Below are 17,844 nucleotides of genomic sequence, written 5' to 3' on the forward strand. Positions count from 1 at the left end.
TGAGCGGAGTTTCTTACAGCTGTAGGCAGAGGTATATATCTTATAGCGAGCAGTTTAATTTAGCACATGTGAGTAAATTGCGCGACAATGGTCAATGAGGAATTCTTCTGCTGTGCGGATGACAGCAGAAGAAATGAGGAGGCGAATTAATTTGATGGTTCTAATTCAACCGGAATACTTTTATAGCCAGGAATGCCACTTAATGGATCGTGGTTATCAAGTGTTAGCATGTGATTCGATTCTGGAAAATAGGTCACCAGTGAGCGGTCAGCCATAGGGTAAATGACCACTTTTAATCTATCCATGCGGCGTGAGCTGCGCTTACCATCTGGCGTAAGCGCAATAAGATTAACTCTTTCGCCGTTTTTTACACGGCAAATTTTAGCTTGTTTAGCACTCATAAAGACCACATCTCGTTGACCGAATACCCCTCGATAGCGATCATCCATACCATAAATCGTCGTGTTGTACTGATCGTGACTGCGTACTGTCGCCATGACCAGCTTACTGTTAAACGCCGAAGAGGGATCTTCTAACAGCCCTTTGCTGGTAATGAAATTAGCCTTACCTGACGACGTCAGCCAGCGCCTTTCAGCAGCTGCGTTTATCAGGTGAAAACCACCAGGATGGCGGATGCGCTGGTTATAGTCGGCGAACTCTGGCAGCACAGCTTCAATGTCATTGCGAATGCGATCATAATCTTCCACCAGATGCTCCCAGGCCACCACGCTCTGAGGGAGCGCTGCCTGCGCGATTCCCGCGACCACAGCACACTCTGATTTCAGCATGACACCTGCGGGTTTTAACACGCCACGCGAGGCATGAATCATTGACATTGAATCCTCAACGGTTACCGCCTGCGCACCGCTTTTTTGCATGTCAATCTCGCTACGTCCCAGAACCGGCAGAATATAGCTATGCCGTGCGGTCAGCAGATGAGAGCGGTTAAGCTTTGTGGCAACGTGTACCGCCAGATCTAATTGCGTTAACGGTACAGCGCTCGCTTCCCGATCTGGCATTGCCAGTGCAAAGTTGCCCCCCATGCAGATCAATGCTCGAGCTTGCCCCGTACATATTGCTTGCATGCTGGCGATTGCAGCATGTCCAGGTGCATGAGGTGGGGTGAAGCCATAGCGCTCACCCAGGCGAGCCAGAAACTCGGCAGACGGTTTCTCGGTGATACCGACGGTTCGGTCGCCCTGTACATTAGAGTGACCACGTAGTGGGCAGATACCCGCACCAGGCTTGCCAATGTTACCTTTCATCAACAGCAGATTGACAAGTTGCTGTACGTTCTGGGTACCATGTTCGTGCTGAGTGATCCCCATTCCGTAACAGATAATGGTTCGTTCGGCAGCGGCATATGCATCAGCAAGTTCGGCGATTTGTGTCTGACTTAGTCCAGAAATACGTTCGATATCTTTCCACTCGGAATTGAGAACGTCACGGCGTAGCTCGTCAAAGCCGACGGTATGCGTTTGAATGAATTCGTCATCCAGCAATGAGGGCCGACCCGCAGCACTTGCAGCATCATCGCGCTCAATTAACAGGCGCATCATCCCCTTTAGCAACGCCATATCGCCACCAATGCGCACATTATAGTAAGCACTAGCCAATTGAGTCTCGGAGTTCGTCAGCATTTCAAACGGGTTCTGTGGTGCGGTAAATCGCTCCAGGCCACGCTCCTGCAGAGGATTGATGGCAATCATTTTCGCTCCCCGTTTCACTAAAGCGCGCAACGAAGTCAGCATGCGAGGGTGGTTTGTACCAGGGTTATGCCCAATGCAAATTACTAAATCGCATTTCTCAAAGTCTTCCAGTAACACGGTCCCTTTACCCACGCCGATACTCGCTGCCAAACCCACGCTGGTCGGTTCATGGCACATGTTTGAGCAGTCGGGAAAGTTATTGGTACCGTATTCACGGGCAAAAAGCTGATAAAGAAAGGCAGCTTCATTGGAAGTGCGGCCCGAAGTATAGAATTCAACCTGATTTGGATCACTATAACTTTGAAGACGTGCGCCAATTTCGTCGAAAGCTTGTTGCCAGCTTAATGGCTGGTAACAGTCGCTGACGGCATCATATTTCAAAGGTTGAGTGAGACGCCCCGCAGCCTCGAGTTCGTGATCTCCCCAGGTAAGTAATGATTGAACCGTATTCTCAGCGAAAAAAGAGGCATTCACCTGCTTATCGGTGACTTCCCAGGCGATTGCTTTTGCGCCGTTTTCACAAATGTCGAATGACGCGCTGTGCTTAGGATCTGGCCATGCACATCCTGGACAGTCAAAGCCTTCTGGCTTATTCATGTCAAACATGGCAATCACTTCCTGGCGTATATCCATCTGCTTACGGACTGCATTCGCTACAGATTTGACAGCCCCCCAACCACCGGCAGCTCCCTGGTAGGATTCAATTTTTTTCTTCATCAGCTTATCCTGTGTGGAAATGAATTATTAGGATTTGTAATAGCGATGATGCGCAGTATATATAATGGGTTTATCGGCCATTTGGATATATGAGAGTAGGGGGCTACTCTCATTCTATTTTTAACTCATTATCGTCACATAACAGAATAGTATAAATGCGATAAGTTAAGCATCATCTCTCATAGTCTTTAAGTTAACATACTTTTCAATATATAAAATAAGACTCTGACTTCAATTGTGCGCGGATTTTCTTACAGGTGTAGGATAATTTCTTTCAGGAAAGAATTATCCGCGTAATTTTAGTGAATGGAAAGCACAACCTAAAGTATAACAGGGTCAACATCACAATTATTCATAGATAAATGTAACGCCAATGACTGACTGTACTGCTCCAGCTGCGACCTTGCTTCCTGTCTGTCCATAAGTTGCACTTAAGCCCAGGGGTACTTTGCTTTTATTTACAGTTCCCAGGGAGACATTTTCTCCCGTAGCCAGTATTTTTCCATTACGCATCAGGGAGACACCGACTCCTGATGCTTTTGTTGCGTCAGGTGCTGTATTAGCAAACACTTGTCGGGCACTGTCAGTGGTAGCGCCCGAAAGATAAAATGAGAGCTTTTGCTCACTTGAGCAATATACGCCCAAGGGTATTTCTGCGCTTCCAGGAAAGTCCGGGAGACTCACTGTGACATTACGACTATCAACGGTACAGCCGCCCGTTGGCATAACAACACTGTTATTTGAAATAATATTCCATGTAAAGTTACGCGGATTTCCACTTCCTAACGTTGCAATTTTATACATATGAATGCGAGCAATAACTTCTCCCGCGTTTATGACAACGCCACCGGCCGCCCCGACAGGGGTAATATAGAGTTTTAACGGTAAGGGCATCGGTGTCTTATCACCAATATCCAGCACGTTGGTATTTGTCGTCAACGGAAAGGGGTAGGTCACATTATTCCAGTACAGCGATCCTTTATATGACTGTAGGGAGCCTGCGAAAGCTGAGCCTTGTACTAAGTTAATATGATCTGTGTCGTACCAGCCGCCGTAATCATTCCAGCAACTTATATGCTGAGACAAATCTACAACCAGATTTTGACCTGGTTGAATGACAGGATCGAGATTAACATACACAGAAGTTGTACCTGCGCCAATACTTGACCCACCATCAACATTACAACTGAAGGCGAAGACTTTACCTGCCATCAAAAGAAAATAAATACAGAACAGGACATTTATACTAATTTTTTTTCCCATGATAAATCCTTAGGTTAAAAATTGATTTAAAAAAGAGGCTTATAAAATCGAATCGATGTTATTGCCATGTATAGATCACATTGATTAGCGCCTCGATCGTTCCCTGGCTTGCGTTTCCATTCACCGTGATAGCTCTTGCCTTAAGTGGAAACTGTGCATTACGTGTGATCTCATCAACAATAACCGTTTTGCTATCGCCACTTTTTAACGTCGCCTCCTGATCATCCCTCAGCTCTATTTGAATATTTTCGGCACTACCTTCATTTTTGTAATAACCCGTATTGTCAGTTGAACCTGTTACGATTGCCGTCACTGCACTTGTTTCAATCGGACAATCGGTTAATGACAAAGTAATATCGTGCCAGCCAGATGCAGAACCTGGTTGTTGCAGATTGCGTGTATAAAGATCCCCGAGATTAACGCTAGCTTCTTTGGTTTGAATAGTGCAGGGTTTAGCAACTACCCGACCATTAACAGTGATAGTGACATCAGCGGCCTGGAGAGTTGCCGAAAATAGCGCACAGAGCGTAGCCAACAGAAGTCTTTGGAAAGTTCTATTCATATCTCACTCTGATTATTGAAATTCAAGGGTAAATGTTGCCGAAGCGCTAACCAGTCCTGGATTGACGGACTTTTGTGTTGACTTCAAACGGGCCGAGTAAGGCAAAATATTATCCTGATCAGGAGTCAGAGGGATCCACTGCATTCCGGTATGAAGGTCATTTAATTTTACTGGGCGCATATTTCCGTCCAGAATTTCAATACCCAAACCGGAAGCAGAATTGCTTCCTTCATCCAGTTTCAGCAGAGTATTATTTTCTAAATCCTCTATCCCGCTAAATGCAACCCGAACCCCTGTTGTCCCTTTGCTACATTCACTTAACGTAATCTGGAAAGGAACGGTTGGACTTGTGCTTCCAGTCGTTGGGAATTGCCTGGCACTGTGTTTTTGTAGGTCTACGGTAAAATTAAGCGAATCAGATGAAACTGTGCAGCCATAATCCAGGACGCGCCCGCTAATTTTAATAACGCTATCTGCAGATAAAGCAGAATAGGTGGTTAACCCCAGACATAAACCGAGGAAAATAATGCTATTGTGTTTCATAACCTAGTGTTCCTTAGCGACAGACTGCTGTTTGCTGACTCAGTAAGTTCCCAGGAGAGACTTCAGGAAGCTTGTAATTAACAACACATTTAGCGTTTGCATTGTTGCCCCATGAAACCTGTAATTTTCCTGATTGTGGAAGTCCTGTAAGATAGACCTGACCATTTTCAGCAACAATGCTGCCATTGTTATTGTCACCGTGAGTCACAATTGCACCGAATGGAACTGGTTTATTGCCGTATTTCAGAGTCATTAATACTTTACCGCCGATTTGTGCATTAAATGTTGCTCTGGCAATAGCACCATGAGTAGGGATGACCGTGACAACGGTTTCATCCAGTTCAACATTATCGGCAAGGGAATTAGCGTTAAGAGCGACACGATTTTCTCTATATTCTGTCGCAAATGGTAATATTGCATAGCCACGCCAGTCTGTATGTATTCCTGTCTGGTTCTCTATTTTAACATTCTCCGCGCCAGGAGCCTTAACCAGAACCATAGTGTCGCCCATCGGCTGTCCAAAGGTGACACCATCAGCATGAGCAATAATTCCACCACTCATTCCGTAGTAAATCTGGTTGCTATCGCCATTACGACTGTAACCGACATTAGTATTACCGTAAGCCCCTCGATAATTAAGAGAACTGTAACCACTGGTGCCAGATGATGCATTACCTCCGCGGGTATTACCGACCTGAACACTATAATTCAGGTTATTATCCGGCAGCAGTGTGCCATAAACCCCAGATAGATTGGTCATACCACCTTTCAAATCGTTTGACATGCTATAACTAGCGTTTGAATTACGAAATGCCGACTGACTGTCTGTACGCATCCAATGACTGAAGGGAACATTAAGTGTAAAAGCGAGTAAATGATCCCGATCGTTTTGCCATATATTACTGGAATAGCTGTAATTCAGCGAAGTCGTAATATCGCCAAACGGTACATTTAACCCGAATGATATTTGCTGATCGCTGCGTGACGTGTTCCAGTAACTTTGGCGACTGGCACTGAAAAAGGTCGTACCGTAATTTCCAAGCTGCTGGGAAATACTTATTTGTTCCTGACCACGCTTACTATAGTACAGATTAAAATAATCAATAAATTGTATCTGTTCATTGGTGTCTACGGTCGGAGGCTTGACGGTGTAACCACTCATTCGACTGTATGCACTGTCAGATAAGTTATAAAATCCTTGCGTAGAATATCGATATCCTGCGACCTGGATATTCGTTCCCGTCTGATAGAAAGATTTACTGTAAACAGATTTTACCGATTGTCCGCTGTGACGAGTATCATCCGCAAGTGTCGTATTGGCTTGCGTGATATCGACAGAAAAGGCACCTAAAAGGCCAAGATCTTTACCAATACCCACGTTGAAAGCTTGATAATCTTCTGCAATTTGCATCCCGCCATAAGGTGTCCAGTTTCCCTCCAGACCATGCATTACGCTGCCCTGAATGAATTTTGGGGAGCTTTGCAGGTTATTTCCACTACGATATTCTCCCAAGGCAAGTGCATAACGCGTATAACCAGCACGTTGGAGAACCGGGACAGATGAATAAGGGACATATAAAGTCTGAATACTGCCGTCTGCCTCTTTTATCGTAACTTGCAGATCACCGCCATTAGCCGCAGAGTTAATATCATCAATAGTAAAAGGGCCGGGAGGGACCGTAGTCTGATAAACATCGTATCCGTTCTGTTTAACACTGACTTGGGCTGTGCCACGGGCTATACCATGAATCACCGGAGCAAAACCATGTTGGCTATCGGGCAACATCGCTTCCGTTGAGTTTATTTTAAGGCCACGAAAGTTCACACTTTCAAAAATATCGCCATCGGTATAACTATCACCCACCGTTAACCGTGAGCGTAAGGGAATAATGTCACGTTCAGCAGACGTATTGATATGTTGCCATTTATTGCTGTCAGATGGGTTGTTACTCCCACTGTTATAACTCCACGTTGAGTTATCACGTAGTCGCCAGCTGCCAATGTTGATGCCACTCTGCAAATTCAGATATGCATAGTTGGTTTTGCTGGCGTTATGGTTACTACGATTGTTGATAGAATTACCATTAAAACTATAGTTCAGTAGGCCTGCGTTTATTCCTTCTTCCCACAGGTCAGGAGAGACATAACCACGGGCCATTCTGCCGACATAAATCTGCGGAACGGAGAGCGACAGATGTTGCTGACCAACATCAAACTCAGTAGATGCATCAGCCAAACGATCCTGAAGTGGTGTACATGCGTTGTTATCCGGCACATTTTTTCCTGCCAAATGGTCCTTATTGGCTAATAACGCTGATTTTTTTATGCCAAGACTGACAAGAAGGTCTGTACTCAGACATGGGGTGAGATCTGCGTTATTATCATCTGCAACAAAAGTAACATCCCGAGTGGTCATAAATTCGTCGTTCAAATAAATATCGACCCGATATGTACCAGGTGGTGCCTCGCGTCCCTTAGCAAAGGCAGATAAATCAACAGACTCAGCAAGATCATTGCTTAAAAACCGTGGATTAAAATAATACTCTGCTTCTACGGGAAAAACCGCTGTAGCTAAGCCAAGGGCAAAGGTAAGCCGTGCAAAGCGAGGCAGTAGTAACACATGATGCATACGATATGCCTTAAATGCGGCACGAAAGGCTGTCATTATTAGTTCCGATTGAGTTTATGCTTATTAATTAGGTCAGTTGTTACTGCATGGTTGCCTTAATACGCGGTGTTAATGCACCGTAATCATTGATCGTCTGAAAGCTGATATCCCCGGATGCACCATGAGGGATATCCACAGAAATCTCACCTTTTGGAGGCACCATGGTGTTTGGGAGATCGTTATTTCCTGCTTTCATATTCGTTACGGTAATGAAGTAGGGGGTCGGATTAATAAGTGTCAGTTTGCTACCACTGCGGCGGAAACGAAGCATTTCCGGAGCTTGGTCAGGTGCCAATGCCAAATTCGTTGGGCGATAGAACATTTTTATGCGGCTAATAATTGCGAGCTGTAATGTATTTGCATTTTTCTGATCTTTTTCCATAGCAGGAATAGCTTTGACATTTACCCAAAACAGACTTTCCCGGTCGCCCGGTAACTGATGATTAGTGGCGTTGATAATCCGCAGCGTATTCTCTTTTTTGCCTTGCATCGAAAAAAGCGGTGGGGTAATGACAAACTGGGTATCTTTTTGGTCACCCGCATTTTCTATCCATGACTGAATAAGATAGACACTGGCAGGATCATTATTCGTGACAGGCAATAAAACCTGTTTCTGATTTGCTGGAAAGATTACACGAGTTGCACCTAGAGCTACCGCTGCATTGGCAATGGTACTATGGCAAAGAAAGATCAATGAAAGTAATACTGTCGCCATAAAAGAAACAGAGTAGGGCGTACGAGTCGTCTGCATCTGATGTGTTCTCCATGTGTTGATAGGCTAAGCGGGGGAAACCGTCACATCAGAAAATGGTAAATATTGCTAATGCTATGGCGGATGGCCGGGTTTCCAGACTTAATGCGCTGGTAATAAAATTTGGTTCTCTATTGAAATAAAAAATTGTCTTCAGAGTGATTTTTAAAATCACAGTAATTTTAACAGTCTTGTTTATTAATCGTTTAGATACTCTATGATTTTTTCATATCGTTCCAAAATATAAGTCATTCCTTAGTAATAATGAGATAAACATTGATGAATTTTTTCGGGTGTGAGTAGCCATGCCACACACACCCTGTTTTAATTTCAGATGACGCATAGCCACCTGAATACTGAATTATAGGTATTGGACTTTGAAGGTCGCATCTGCATTTGCAGTACCGGCCACTGACTGCCCGAGGGCAATATAACGAGCCTGGAATGGCAGTATATTCGTGCCATCAATCAAGTCAGTTTTAGCGCTAAAAGTTGCCCCATCCAGTATTAATACCTCCCCCGTACGGTCCAAAATTTGGATACCGACATTCTGGGCAGAGCCTGCCGCTGAACTCTGAAGCGCCAACGTATCGTCATTACTGGTGACAGTAGTCCCAAGGAATGCAACAGCCGCATTACTGGAAACATTGGTATCACAATCATTCAGCTTGATATTGAAGCCTACAGCGCTACTGAGGTCACCCGCTTTAGCCAGGCGAGAAGAACGGACCTGACCCAGCTCAACCGTTTGGTTCATTGATTCTGAGTCAATCGCACAAGCGGCATTTACCACTTCACCTTTAAAATGAATAACACCGCCATTTACGGTGGTCGCAACTGACTCATCACCTTCGGCTGCGTTAACCGCAGCCGAAGACATCGCCAACACAGAAACGACAATCATTCCGACATGTTTGAGTTTCATAATTCTCCAATGTTTATATTTAAGCAGCTGAATAAAGAAATAGAACAATTCAGTCATTCGGTTATTGCTTATAAAAAAGAATCATTCTTGATTAGCCTGTCACCCTGAAAATATAATTTCCTGAGTTATTACATCTGATGAAGAACGATAATATCTTTAAATCACAAGGACGCTCAGTCACAACAAGCTTATAACTGCACTTGTTGTAGAGAGTATTTTCAAAGACTTTTTTAAATCGCCAAATAACATGACGATTTCATTATGCATGATGTTTATAAACAACGTCTAAACAGAATATGATTGCGAATATGGAAAATGTCAGGAAAGGTCAAGAGTTATTAATGTTTTATATGGCCAAATAACATTAGGAATGTTTGATGTTTTTTGCTGTCATTATTTCTTGATGGATTATTATTTGGCAATCTATCATCCACGCACCAATCTTATTGTGAAGTATCAGGTTACCCGGTATTTGCGGCTGGGGAGGTATGGTTTTGAACGACGCCGCAATGGATGCCCGCGTGAAAGCGATGGCTACTAACGTGATGTACGACATGAGCCGGGCGCTGGGCCATGGCGTAGGTGAGGGCAAAGACCGTTATTTCACCGCCGACCGTCGTTCTGTTTACAGTCAGCAGGAAAGTCGTTGCCGCAGGCGACTGTGTGAATCGTCAGTTCGTGGCAGAACATCCTGACCAGCTGTGGGTGGCTGATAACTCCGATGGCGCGCTACTTTGAACTTGCTAAGAAAACGCCATACTCTGATGCCGTTCACGCAAACTATCAGCCCAATGAGGAGCATATACAGGAACAGAATAACCAGCTTGAACTTGAGCTGAGAAAATTGAAACGATGTCTATGAATCACACAATTTATTATCGAATACGGTGACCGCCTGAGCGGCCACCTTTAATCGTGGGCAGTTACACAGAATTATTTACAGGGTCCGTCACTACGGCATTTCTCCTGCCACGAGCTACAAGTGGCTTAAACGTTGGACCGATGAAGGTTTATCCGGTCTTCAGGACCAGATACGTACTCTTCAGCCTTCCCCGAACCGTTCGTCCTACGACCTCATTGCGCTTTTTCTTCCGCTTTCCATGCTATAGCCATGCAGGGGGCCACGGGATGTGCAGGACCTTACTCCACAATAGTGAGCCCCGGCACTTTTACATTATCCCGCATCTCTACGCCGAGGGGAGTAAGCCCGTCTGGGGTCAGGTAGGGTTTGACAGTGTCCACATTAATGTTTAGGTTCCGACAGTAATCCTCTAAACTCCTGGCCGCCCGCCGTACACACGGTTCACTCCATTGCCGGAGTTGTCCGTAGGTGAGTCTGGTTTCAGACTGCCTTGCTATTTCGTCTGTTTTTGGTTTTCCAGTTTCTGTCAATACAATATGGCTGACAATATTTAATTCCCTCAGCAAATCAACAGGAATATCTGACTTATTATCCATCAGTATGTTATCGAACAGCATTTTGTACATGCTTATCAGTTTGTCCTTATTCCCTCTGTCCATACCTTTGGTCCAACCCGAGATGTCTTCGTCGATTTTTGCAAACAGAAACTTTTGTATATCCGCGCCGGTAATGTCAAAATTATCATTCAGCATGGGGAGCGCGTCCAGTATGGTCTTCAGTATTTCCACATGTCCGTGCGCTATGGCTAAAGATATCCCTGTCCAGCCGTTGCCGTTTTTTGAAGCCAGTATATTATTGAGGACATAGTCTTTGGTAATATTAAACTCCCCCTTCATCGAGCAGAGACGGTCCAGCATGGCCTTCACTATTTCCACATGACCATAAGACATAGCATGCGCCATCCCCGTCATGCCATTCGCATTTCTTACAGCCAGGAAACCCAGAATATCCTCTTTGGTAAATACCTCCTCCGGTAGCGCGCAGAGATTATCCAGCATGAACTTCAGCATATTTACCTTCCCATGTGACATGACCTTAAATAAACGCGAGGGGTTTTGGGAAGTTTTATCGTTGAATGAAGACAGTATATTAAAGACATCCTCTTTGCTGAGTTGTAATTTCTCGGCATGGTCGGGGAGTAACCGTTGCATAGCGGTCACTATGTTTTCTTTCCCATTAAGCATGGCTTTGCTCAAAGCACGATCATCACCCCTACGTGGATTGATAAAATCCCGCATCTCATCGCCGGTAATTCCAAACCTCTTGACCACGTTGGGAAGCATTTCCAACATCGTTTTCAGTATTTTATCATGTCCTTCCGTCATGGCAATTTCCAACCCTTCAATCGAATTAGATCTCGGATCAGAGTTTTTTGCTTTCAGTAACCTCAGTACATCATTTTTGTTAATGTTATAATTATCGGGCAGTTTGGCGAGCAAGCCCAGTATTGTATCCAGCATGTCATAGCGTCCGTTCTTCATGGCCATATACAAACCCGGGGTACCCCCTTCGCTTGACGCCTCCAGTAATTTTAGCATCTTACTGGAGGTGAGTCCGCCTTTACCGGTAAGTTCGGACAGGTGAAGGCTTTCAATCAAATCTGTATCCCCGTCCCGCATAGCCCTGAACAAAATGCTCTCACCCCTGTTGTCGCAAGCCATCAGCTCTTCTAAAATGTCATACCTGTAAAGCTTGTTCGCAACCAGATCATAGGAGGTTTGGTAATTTCTCGGACAATATTTTTCTATGAGGTTTTGTTTAACGTTTGTAAACTCTTTTTCTGTACAACATATTGATTCTTTCCCCCCGGCACAACTGATGAACAACTGTTTCGCTTCCGGGTCAAAGTTTATTTCTACATAAACCTCGCCACTCTCATCCCGGATGACATATCTGTACTTCTCTTCCTGAATGGCGCTTTTAAAAATCAATTTAAGATATTCCATGCCTTCCCGCATATTCTCATTGTTCGGAATTTTTTCGCTTCCTAACAAATGAGCAATAGCATATAATAACTTTTTGACCCAACTGGAAAATCCTCCGGTACTTGTATCAAGTATGGCTTTGACACCCGCCAGTGGCATCATGTTTCCATCATAGTACAGGTCTTTTGTAGTATTTGTAGTAGAAGATCTGAGTATTATAGTGTGGACATCACCATTAACGGACATCATAATAATCACCTTTTAATTTATCGAACCCATTACTGACATTAACAGAAATCTGAATATTATCCCGGATAATGTCGGGATAAAGATTCACCTGATACTATTGATACTATTTTAAAACCGGAGAAAAACTATCAAATATCGCTCATTTTAAATGATTTCTTTTATGCCTTTGTCATTCAGAAGTTACCCCACCTGGGGCACCTGCCTCACGATATTCGAATTCGAGTTGCAACTGACTTGAACGAGAAATTTACGGGGTCACATGATGATACGATTCATTCCATTCTTCGTTCTAAGCATTCGAGGCAAATGAAGATGAATCAGTGTCTGAAAAAAATCCGATACCAGAGCGACTTAAGGAAGCGAGATGCAGGGCGGGATTATCACAGCGCTCTCTGGGTCTCCTTGTTGGCTTTGACCCTGCATCGGCTAGCAGTCGTATGAATCATTATGAGACAGGACGCCATGTTAAGCCGCCATTGACGATGCATCTTGGTTCATGAAGTAAGTTAACAGTCAATATGATTTAACTTATGTTGAGTATAAATGTGCCGTTGCTAGCGATTGTAACTGGTGAACTGCAAAACCACCGGAAACGCACCAGATAAATTTTAACCACATGAATACCTGGCAAAATGCGCGAATTTTGATAGCCGGTCCACGGGAATATGGACAGAATCCGGCTTTTCATCAACACATTTTTGTGAGGTATCATGCTCCAGCCTACTTCTTTATCCGGTGCATCCGGTGTATATGTTAAACCCAATGAAAATGAATATTGGGCACCCGATAAATCCAGCCAGACAGCAAACCGTCTTCATATCGGCTATGTATTAACCGATTTATTAAACAATTCATTAAACGATATCGCAGCCAGCAAGACCAGCAAGACCAGCAAGACCAGCAAGATAGAAAACTGGGATGATTTATCCTCATCAGATTATACAACCATATTACACAACGCATCCGAAGAAACTTTCATCCACATGGTTTGTCGTTCCCTCCTTCACGATCAATGTTTGACCAAAAGTGATCAGCTGACAAATATGTTCCTGAGCTTCGAGTCCACAGACAATCCCAATATTTACACCATCCCGGCCAAAAAGGAAGACCCGCCGATAGGGCTCTTACTGAACCTGTCCGTCGTCGATGAGCCCATCATGACAATGTACATACCAGGTATGCCAAAAGTAGCGTTGTCTGTAACTCTGACTGGCGATAAACCACACTGTAAACTGCTCCGGAAGTATATCGATAAAGTCCCGGACTGGGTGGCCCAGATAACGGCATGGCGTGCCTGGGCCAAGGTGAATGCTCCCGGGGAATACAGGGCAGAAGCTCTTAGTAGGGTGAAGGCATATATATACAATAGAGCATGCAATAGAGCTTCGGCACTGGAACTAGAACTGGCAAATCTGATGCTGACCAGCCTGCCGGAGCTGCCCGCCGGGCTGGAGAAGCTTGATGTGAGTGGAAACCAGCTGTGCAGCCTGCCGGTCCTGCCCACCGGGCTGGAGGAGCTTTATGTGAGAAGAAACTTGCTGGACAGCCTGCCGGTCCTGCCCGCCGGGCTGAAGAAGCTTGATGTGAGAAGAAACTGGCTGGACAGCCTGCCGGTCCTGCCCGCCGGGCTGAAGCATCTTTATGTGTGTAAAAACCAGCTGTGCAGCCTGCCGGTGCTGCCCGCCAGTCTGGAGAAGCTTGATGTGAGTAGAAACCAGCTGTGCAGCCTGCCGGTCCTGCCCGCCGGGTTGGTGATGCTTGATGTGAGTAATAATCAGCTGTCCGGCCTGCCGGCGCTGCCCGCCGGGCTGGTGACGCTTGATGTGCGTTTTAACCTCATGAGCAGCCTGCCGGAGCTGCCCGGCTATATGAGGACGCTTAATGCGAGTAATAACCAGCTGATCCATCTGCCGGTGCTGCCCGTCAGGCTGAAGGTGCTTGATGTGAGTAATAACCAGCTGACCAGCCTGCCGGACCGCCTGCCCAGCGGACTGGAGATGCTTAATGTGTGTTGGAACAAACTGACCAGCAAGCCCAGCCGGCCGCCCAGCCGGCCGAACGCTTGGTACTTTGGCTGTACGATTAATTATGAACCCCAGAGGCCTCGCTCCGGGGAAAACCCGTCTGCTGAGGTATCGGGCTATACGCCCTGAAGCAGTACAGAGAACAACCAGAACCGTTTGATTTTCCGGGGGGCACCGACTACATCGGTGAATTGCGCAATGGTAAAGCGGCAGTCATGAGGAAAACCATGCGAAGTCGACGCATTGCGCAACTGAAGGCTATAAAACAGGCGCACCGTAAAAACAGTTTGACCAGTACACCCGGATTAACCGGTGCGCAACAATTTCACCTCATATTCTGGTGGAGACAGATGTAGTGCGTATGGTGTTATATCAATAATTGAAGGAAATCCACCCGCTGTCAGATATGTCAGTAAAACAGGGTATATATCATTGATTGAGCAATTCAGGAGCGTTACTTTTATCCGTATCAGTGCACTGTCTACACGTTTGTGGCTATTCGTTGTTTAATTTGTTGCGTTGAAGTGTTAAAGGTTGCATCTGGGACTGACTGAGATTATATTTTTCAGGTCTAGCATACAGTGGTACGCGCTGCTAACACTCCTATTAGTGAGGCTTATCAGTGCATGAAGGGAGAGGGCGGGGTCGGCTTTGCCCTCTCTTTTTCATGACTGTATTAAACTTCAAATCCTTTTTAAAATTCATTGCCTTATTGTAATATTTTTATTACCAATCCTAATCAGTGTTTTTATTTTTTCATTTATCTTAATATGTGTTTTATCTTGCTCAAGAGAAAGTTTCCGGAATTCATTTTCTCTGCTCGGCACGGCAATTATCAATTCTTCATGTTGGCTTTGATCCCGCATCGGCTAGCAGTCGTATGAATCATTATGAGAAAGGGCGCCATGTCCCCGATATTGATACGATTCGACGGATGGCGGCAGAGTTAAACGTGCCGTTGAACTACTTTTTTTGTGATGATCAGACAACAGCAGAACTTGCATTGCTCATATCCCGGATGACAGAGGAAGAGCGAAGTAGTCTTATCGAAGCACTCAAAACGTCTTCAGGTGTAAAACATGCTGACAAAAAATGATGTTCTTCAAAAGGCTATTGATCTTTTTGAAGGTAACGAAAGTGCAGCATTAAACTGGTGCAATGAACCAAACAGAGCATTACAGTGGAAAACGCCCTCTGAGATAATGGACTCAGAAGAGGGGGTGTTGAAAGTTGCCATGCTCATTTTTCGAATAGAGCAAGGGGTTTATTCATGATTTACGACTCATCTAATTTCTCCAACTAACGGTTGGAGAAATTTGGGAAGGTAAGCAATATACAGAATGACGGAAAGAAATCGTCCATGCCCTTTGCCGAAAATTATAACCAGCATTATGACGACTTGTGTAACTCCCGAATTACATGTTTGGCAACAGACTTTCCACCGGAATAACCGTATTGATTTTTACCGCTTTGACAATTTCTATCAACGATAGGGTATTCTGCGCCAGTCGGTCTTGCAGTTCACTGACTTCCGCCTGCAACTGCTGGTTTCTGGCCAGCAAGGCCTGACGGGTTTTGCGGTTGACGTATTGCTGTTTTTCTTTTGGGCGTAGATTCAACGGGCCAAGTTGCTGATCAACATAGGCAGCAATTAGGCGTTTTCGCTCAAGGCTGCTCAGCGTACTTAAACCACCTTAACGATACCTTTTGCCTTGAGCCGAATATGCAGGGCCTTGGCGGAAATAGGGGACTTGTCAAAGCCTTCAGCCAGCATCAGTTGTAATTCGTGCTCGATCAGTGTGTCCAGTTCCTTTCGTGAGAGGCAATGGAGAGATATGAAGTTGTTTACCATCGTAGGCAATTTAACATAATATACATTATGCGCACCAACATAAACCAAGGGAGAATCCAGCCGTTGGCGGTCATGATTGTCCTGCTCATTAACAACGGCCAAACCCCATATCTTACTTAATACTGTATTCTCGGCTTAAGCGACGGTGCAACCTCAACACATTGGTTTCAACTGCCGTCACCACGTTCTCCGGAAAATCTGTCGGTAATGAAGTCTTCACGTTATCCAGTGCTGCCGGAATCATTCTGGCAAAGTCACTCAGGATTTCATGCATCTGCACTTCCGGAAATTTCAGCACCTTTGCTGTCGCCAGAAAATGTCGCGGATAAATTTTATCGATTGCCGTTTTTTTGCCTTTGGATGCGTTAAGCCCCATTGCCAGTTTGAGATCGCTGATGTGTATTCCTGCGCCACCCAATACCGGAAATGCTGAAATGATGTCGTAAAATGGCGTGAGTCGATAACTGCCGCCAGCCTGAATAAATACGGAGAAGTTTTTTGCATGGCCATCCGTTGCGCCAATCAACCACTGGAACACCTGAAACTTCATAAAATCATAGCGATCTTTCAGCGCCTCGCTTGACCCCATCAAAAAAGCCATGATCCGCGCGATGCCTGGGCCTCCATCTGATTCATATTTCACCGATGAAGGTAAACCGAATGTCTGACACATATCCTCCTGTGGCAAGCGAAGTAAAACCGTTCGCTCAGCATTCCAACGCCTGTCAAAACGTTCGACCGCTAACGCGCGCACATTTCCCGCTTTAATGATTTCTGCGTCCGTCACATTCAACCCAAGTTCTTTCGCCAGCAGCAGACAGTAATACTCATTATCAACGCTTTGGCTGAGATCGAGCGTCGCATTGGGCTGCCTGATTTCGCCAATCGGTAATTTAATGATGTGCGTCGTCGGCGTTATTCCTTTCGGAATGCACCAGTCATTGCCTATTCTGAGCAGCGCTGTCTTCTCCTGCGCGCCAGCAACCGAGATGCGAAAGTCATTTTCTTCTCTAATCATGCCTAGAGGGATATCTGCTTTATAAGCCGTTAATACTTCTTCAAGCCTGGCTTCAGTGAGCTGTTCCCATGCCATTATCGGGCGCGTTATGGTTTCACTTTCGGGTAATAACGTTACGGCACCAACGCTATCTCGCCCTATTTCTGACAATAAATCAAACGGTTGCCTGGATTTAGCATGATAACGTTTAACGATCCGGTCACGTACAATCGGGCTATCGGGTAACAGGTTATCGAAGAAGTTAAATACGGCATCAGAGGTGATATTCCCCCTCTGCAATGGCAGCGAAAGTGATAACGGTCTGGCATAACGGTTGGCTAACCACTCCGGTGCATACTTAAAGGTGTGCGCGCCATTGGCTAACTTCGTTAACTCGCCTACCCGCTGGTTGTTCATCCAAGTGACAAGTTTAGGCATTACCACTCCAGATCTTGCTGTTCTGTTGATTCTGGCGAGGCATTTTTCGTGTCGCATAGCGTCATTGAGAGTTCAAGCGACTGTAAAATCTTAAAAAATGTCGTGAGCGTGGTATTGTCAGGATTGTTTTCGAAATTGGAAATTGTCGCCTGCTTAATACCGATTTTTTTCGCCAGCTCGCTCTGCGTCCAGCCATTTTGCTGACGAACCAGTTTCATTGCATTCGCTAATTGCGTTGGGCTATAGATCTTCTGAAAGCTCATCATGTCATACGTCCACAGCATATTTATCCGCTCAAG

The 17,844-nt window shown here is 45.2% G+C and carries 12 protein-coding genes and 5 pseudogenes; 6 read left to right on the plus strand and 11 right to left on the minus strand.

Annotated elements, in window-relative coordinates:
* Positions 1-146 precede the first annotated feature (146 nt).
* The 7 genes from ydeP to fimA all read right to left on the minus strand — a co-directional run bounded on the left by ydeP (position 147) and on the right by fimA (position 9,138).
* Complete coding sequence (ydeP, locus tag BEB42_RS16080; RefSeq protein WP_000726740.1) at positions 147-2,426, minus strand: acid resistance putative oxidoreductase YdeP; 2,280 nt, start codon at positions 2,424-2,426, stop codon at positions 147-149.
* 348 nt (positions 2,427-2,774) lie between these two features.
* Entirely contained in the window at positions 2,775-3,689 is a 915-nt protein-coding gene (locus BEB42_RS16085; protein WP_000516692.1) for a fimbrial protein, read from the minus strand.
* Positions 3,690-3,747: 58 nt separating this feature from the next.
* Complete coding sequence (locus BEB42_RS16090; RefSeq protein ID WP_001082282.1) at positions 3,748-4,251, minus strand: fimbrial protein; 504 nt, start codon at positions 4,249-4,251, stop codon at positions 3,748-3,750.
* A gap of 12 nt (positions 4,252-4,263) precedes the next feature.
* Positions 4,264-4,794: a fimbrial protein gene (locus tag BEB42_RS16095; protein WP_000682252.1), complete on the minus strand. Its 531-nt coding sequence runs from the start codon at positions 4,792-4,794 to the stop codon at positions 4,264-4,266.
* A gap of 13 nt (positions 4,795-4,807) precedes the next feature.
* Positions 4,808-7,459 (minus strand): fimbria/pilus outer membrane usher protein, encoded by a 2,652-nt coding sequence (locus BEB42_RS16100; protein ID WP_074500969.1) that lies wholly within the window; start codon positions 7,457-7,459, stop codon positions 4,808-4,810.
* 43 nt (positions 7,460-7,502) lie between these two features.
* Positions 7,503-8,213 carry a fimbria/pilus periplasmic chaperone gene (locus BEB42_RS16105; RefSeq protein ID WP_105267450.1) on the minus strand — a complete coding sequence of 237 codons (711 nt, stop codon included), beginning with the start codon at positions 8,211-8,213 and terminating at the stop codon, positions 7,503-7,505.
* Positions 8,214-8,574: 361 nt separating this feature from the next.
* Complete coding sequence (gene fimA, locus BEB42_RS16110) at positions 8,575-9,138, minus strand: type 1 fimbrial major subunit FimA (protein WP_024218640.1); 564 nt, start codon at positions 9,136-9,138, stop codon at positions 8,575-8,577.
* A gap of 455 nt (positions 9,139-9,593) precedes the next feature.
* On the opposite strand from fimA, the pseudogene BEB42_RS16115 reads away from it, so the two are divergent.
* The 3 pseudogenes from BEB42_RS16115 to BEB42_RS16125 all read left to right on the plus strand — a co-directional run.
* Positions 9,594-9,764 (plus strand): annotated as a pseudogene (locus BEB42_RS16115) (alpha/beta hydrolase); the annotation flags it as partial.
* Between the two features lie 89 nt (positions 9,765-9,853).
* Positions 9,854-10,000, plus strand: a pseudogene (locus BEB42_RS16120) (IS481 family transposase); the annotation flags it as partial.
* Between the two features lie 85 nt (positions 10,001-10,085).
* Positions 10,086-10,223 (plus strand): annotated as a pseudogene (locus tag BEB42_RS16125) (helix-turn-helix domain-containing protein); the annotation flags it as partial.
* 55 nt (positions 10,224-10,278) lie between these two features.
* Here BEB42_RS16125 and BEB42_RS16130 read toward each other — a convergent pair.
* Positions 10,279-12,234, minus strand: a complete 1,956-nt coding sequence (locus BEB42_RS16130; protein WP_105267451.1) for an ankyrin repeat domain-containing protein — start codon at positions 12,232-12,234, stop codon at positions 10,279-10,281.
* A 320-nt stretch (positions 12,235-12,554) separates the two neighbouring features.
* Between BEB42_RS16130 and BEB42_RS26740 the strand changes: the two are divergent.
* The 3 genes and pseudogenes from BEB42_RS26740 to BEB42_RS16155 all read left to right on the plus strand — a co-directional run.
* Positions 12,555-12,701: pseudogene (locus BEB42_RS26740) on the plus strand (helix-turn-helix domain-containing protein); the annotation flags it as partial.
* Positions 12,702-12,944: 243 nt separating this feature from the next.
* Complete coding sequence (locus BEB42_RS16140; RefSeq protein WP_105267452.1) at positions 12,945-14,387, plus strand: hypothetical protein; 1,443 nt, start codon at positions 12,945-12,947, stop codon at positions 14,385-14,387.
* A 950-nt stretch (positions 14,388-15,337) separates the two neighbouring features.
* Positions 15,338-15,532: an MbcA/ParS/Xre antitoxin family protein gene (locus BEB42_RS16155; protein WP_000956368.1), complete on the plus strand. Its 195-nt coding sequence runs from the start codon at positions 15,338-15,340 to the stop codon at positions 15,530-15,532.
* Positions 15,533-15,647: 115 nt separating this feature from the next.
* Here the strand turns inward: BEB42_RS16155 and BEB42_RS27100 are convergent.
* The 3 genes and pseudogenes from BEB42_RS27100 to hipB all read right to left on the minus strand — a co-directional run bounded on the left by BEB42_RS27100 (position 15,648) and on the right by hipB (position 17,811).
* A pseudogene (locus tag BEB42_RS27100) lies at positions 15,648-16,032 on the minus strand (hypothetical protein).
* A 190-nt stretch (positions 16,033-16,222) separates the two neighbouring features.
* The gene (gene hipA / locus BEB42_RS16165; RefSeq protein WP_105267453.1) at positions 16,223-17,545 is read right to left on the minus strand and encodes a type II toxin-antitoxin system serine/threonine protein kinase toxin HipA; all 1,323 of its coding nucleotides are present in this window, start codon (positions 17,543-17,545) and stop codon (positions 16,223-16,225) included.
* Positions 17,545-17,811: a type II toxin-antitoxin system antitoxin HipB gene (gene hipB / locus BEB42_RS16170; RefSeq protein WP_001296726.1), complete on the minus strand. Its 267-nt coding sequence runs from the start codon at positions 17,809-17,811 to the stop codon at positions 17,545-17,547. Before hipB ends, hipA begins: the two co-directional genes overlap by 1 nt.
* Positions 17,812-17,844 lie beyond the last annotated feature (33 nt).

The organism is Escherichia sp. MOD1-EC5990 (assembly GCF_002965285.1).
GTDB classification, from domain to species: Bacteria; Pseudomonadota; Gammaproteobacteria; order Enterobacterales; family Enterobacteriaceae; genus Escherichia; species Escherichia coli_F.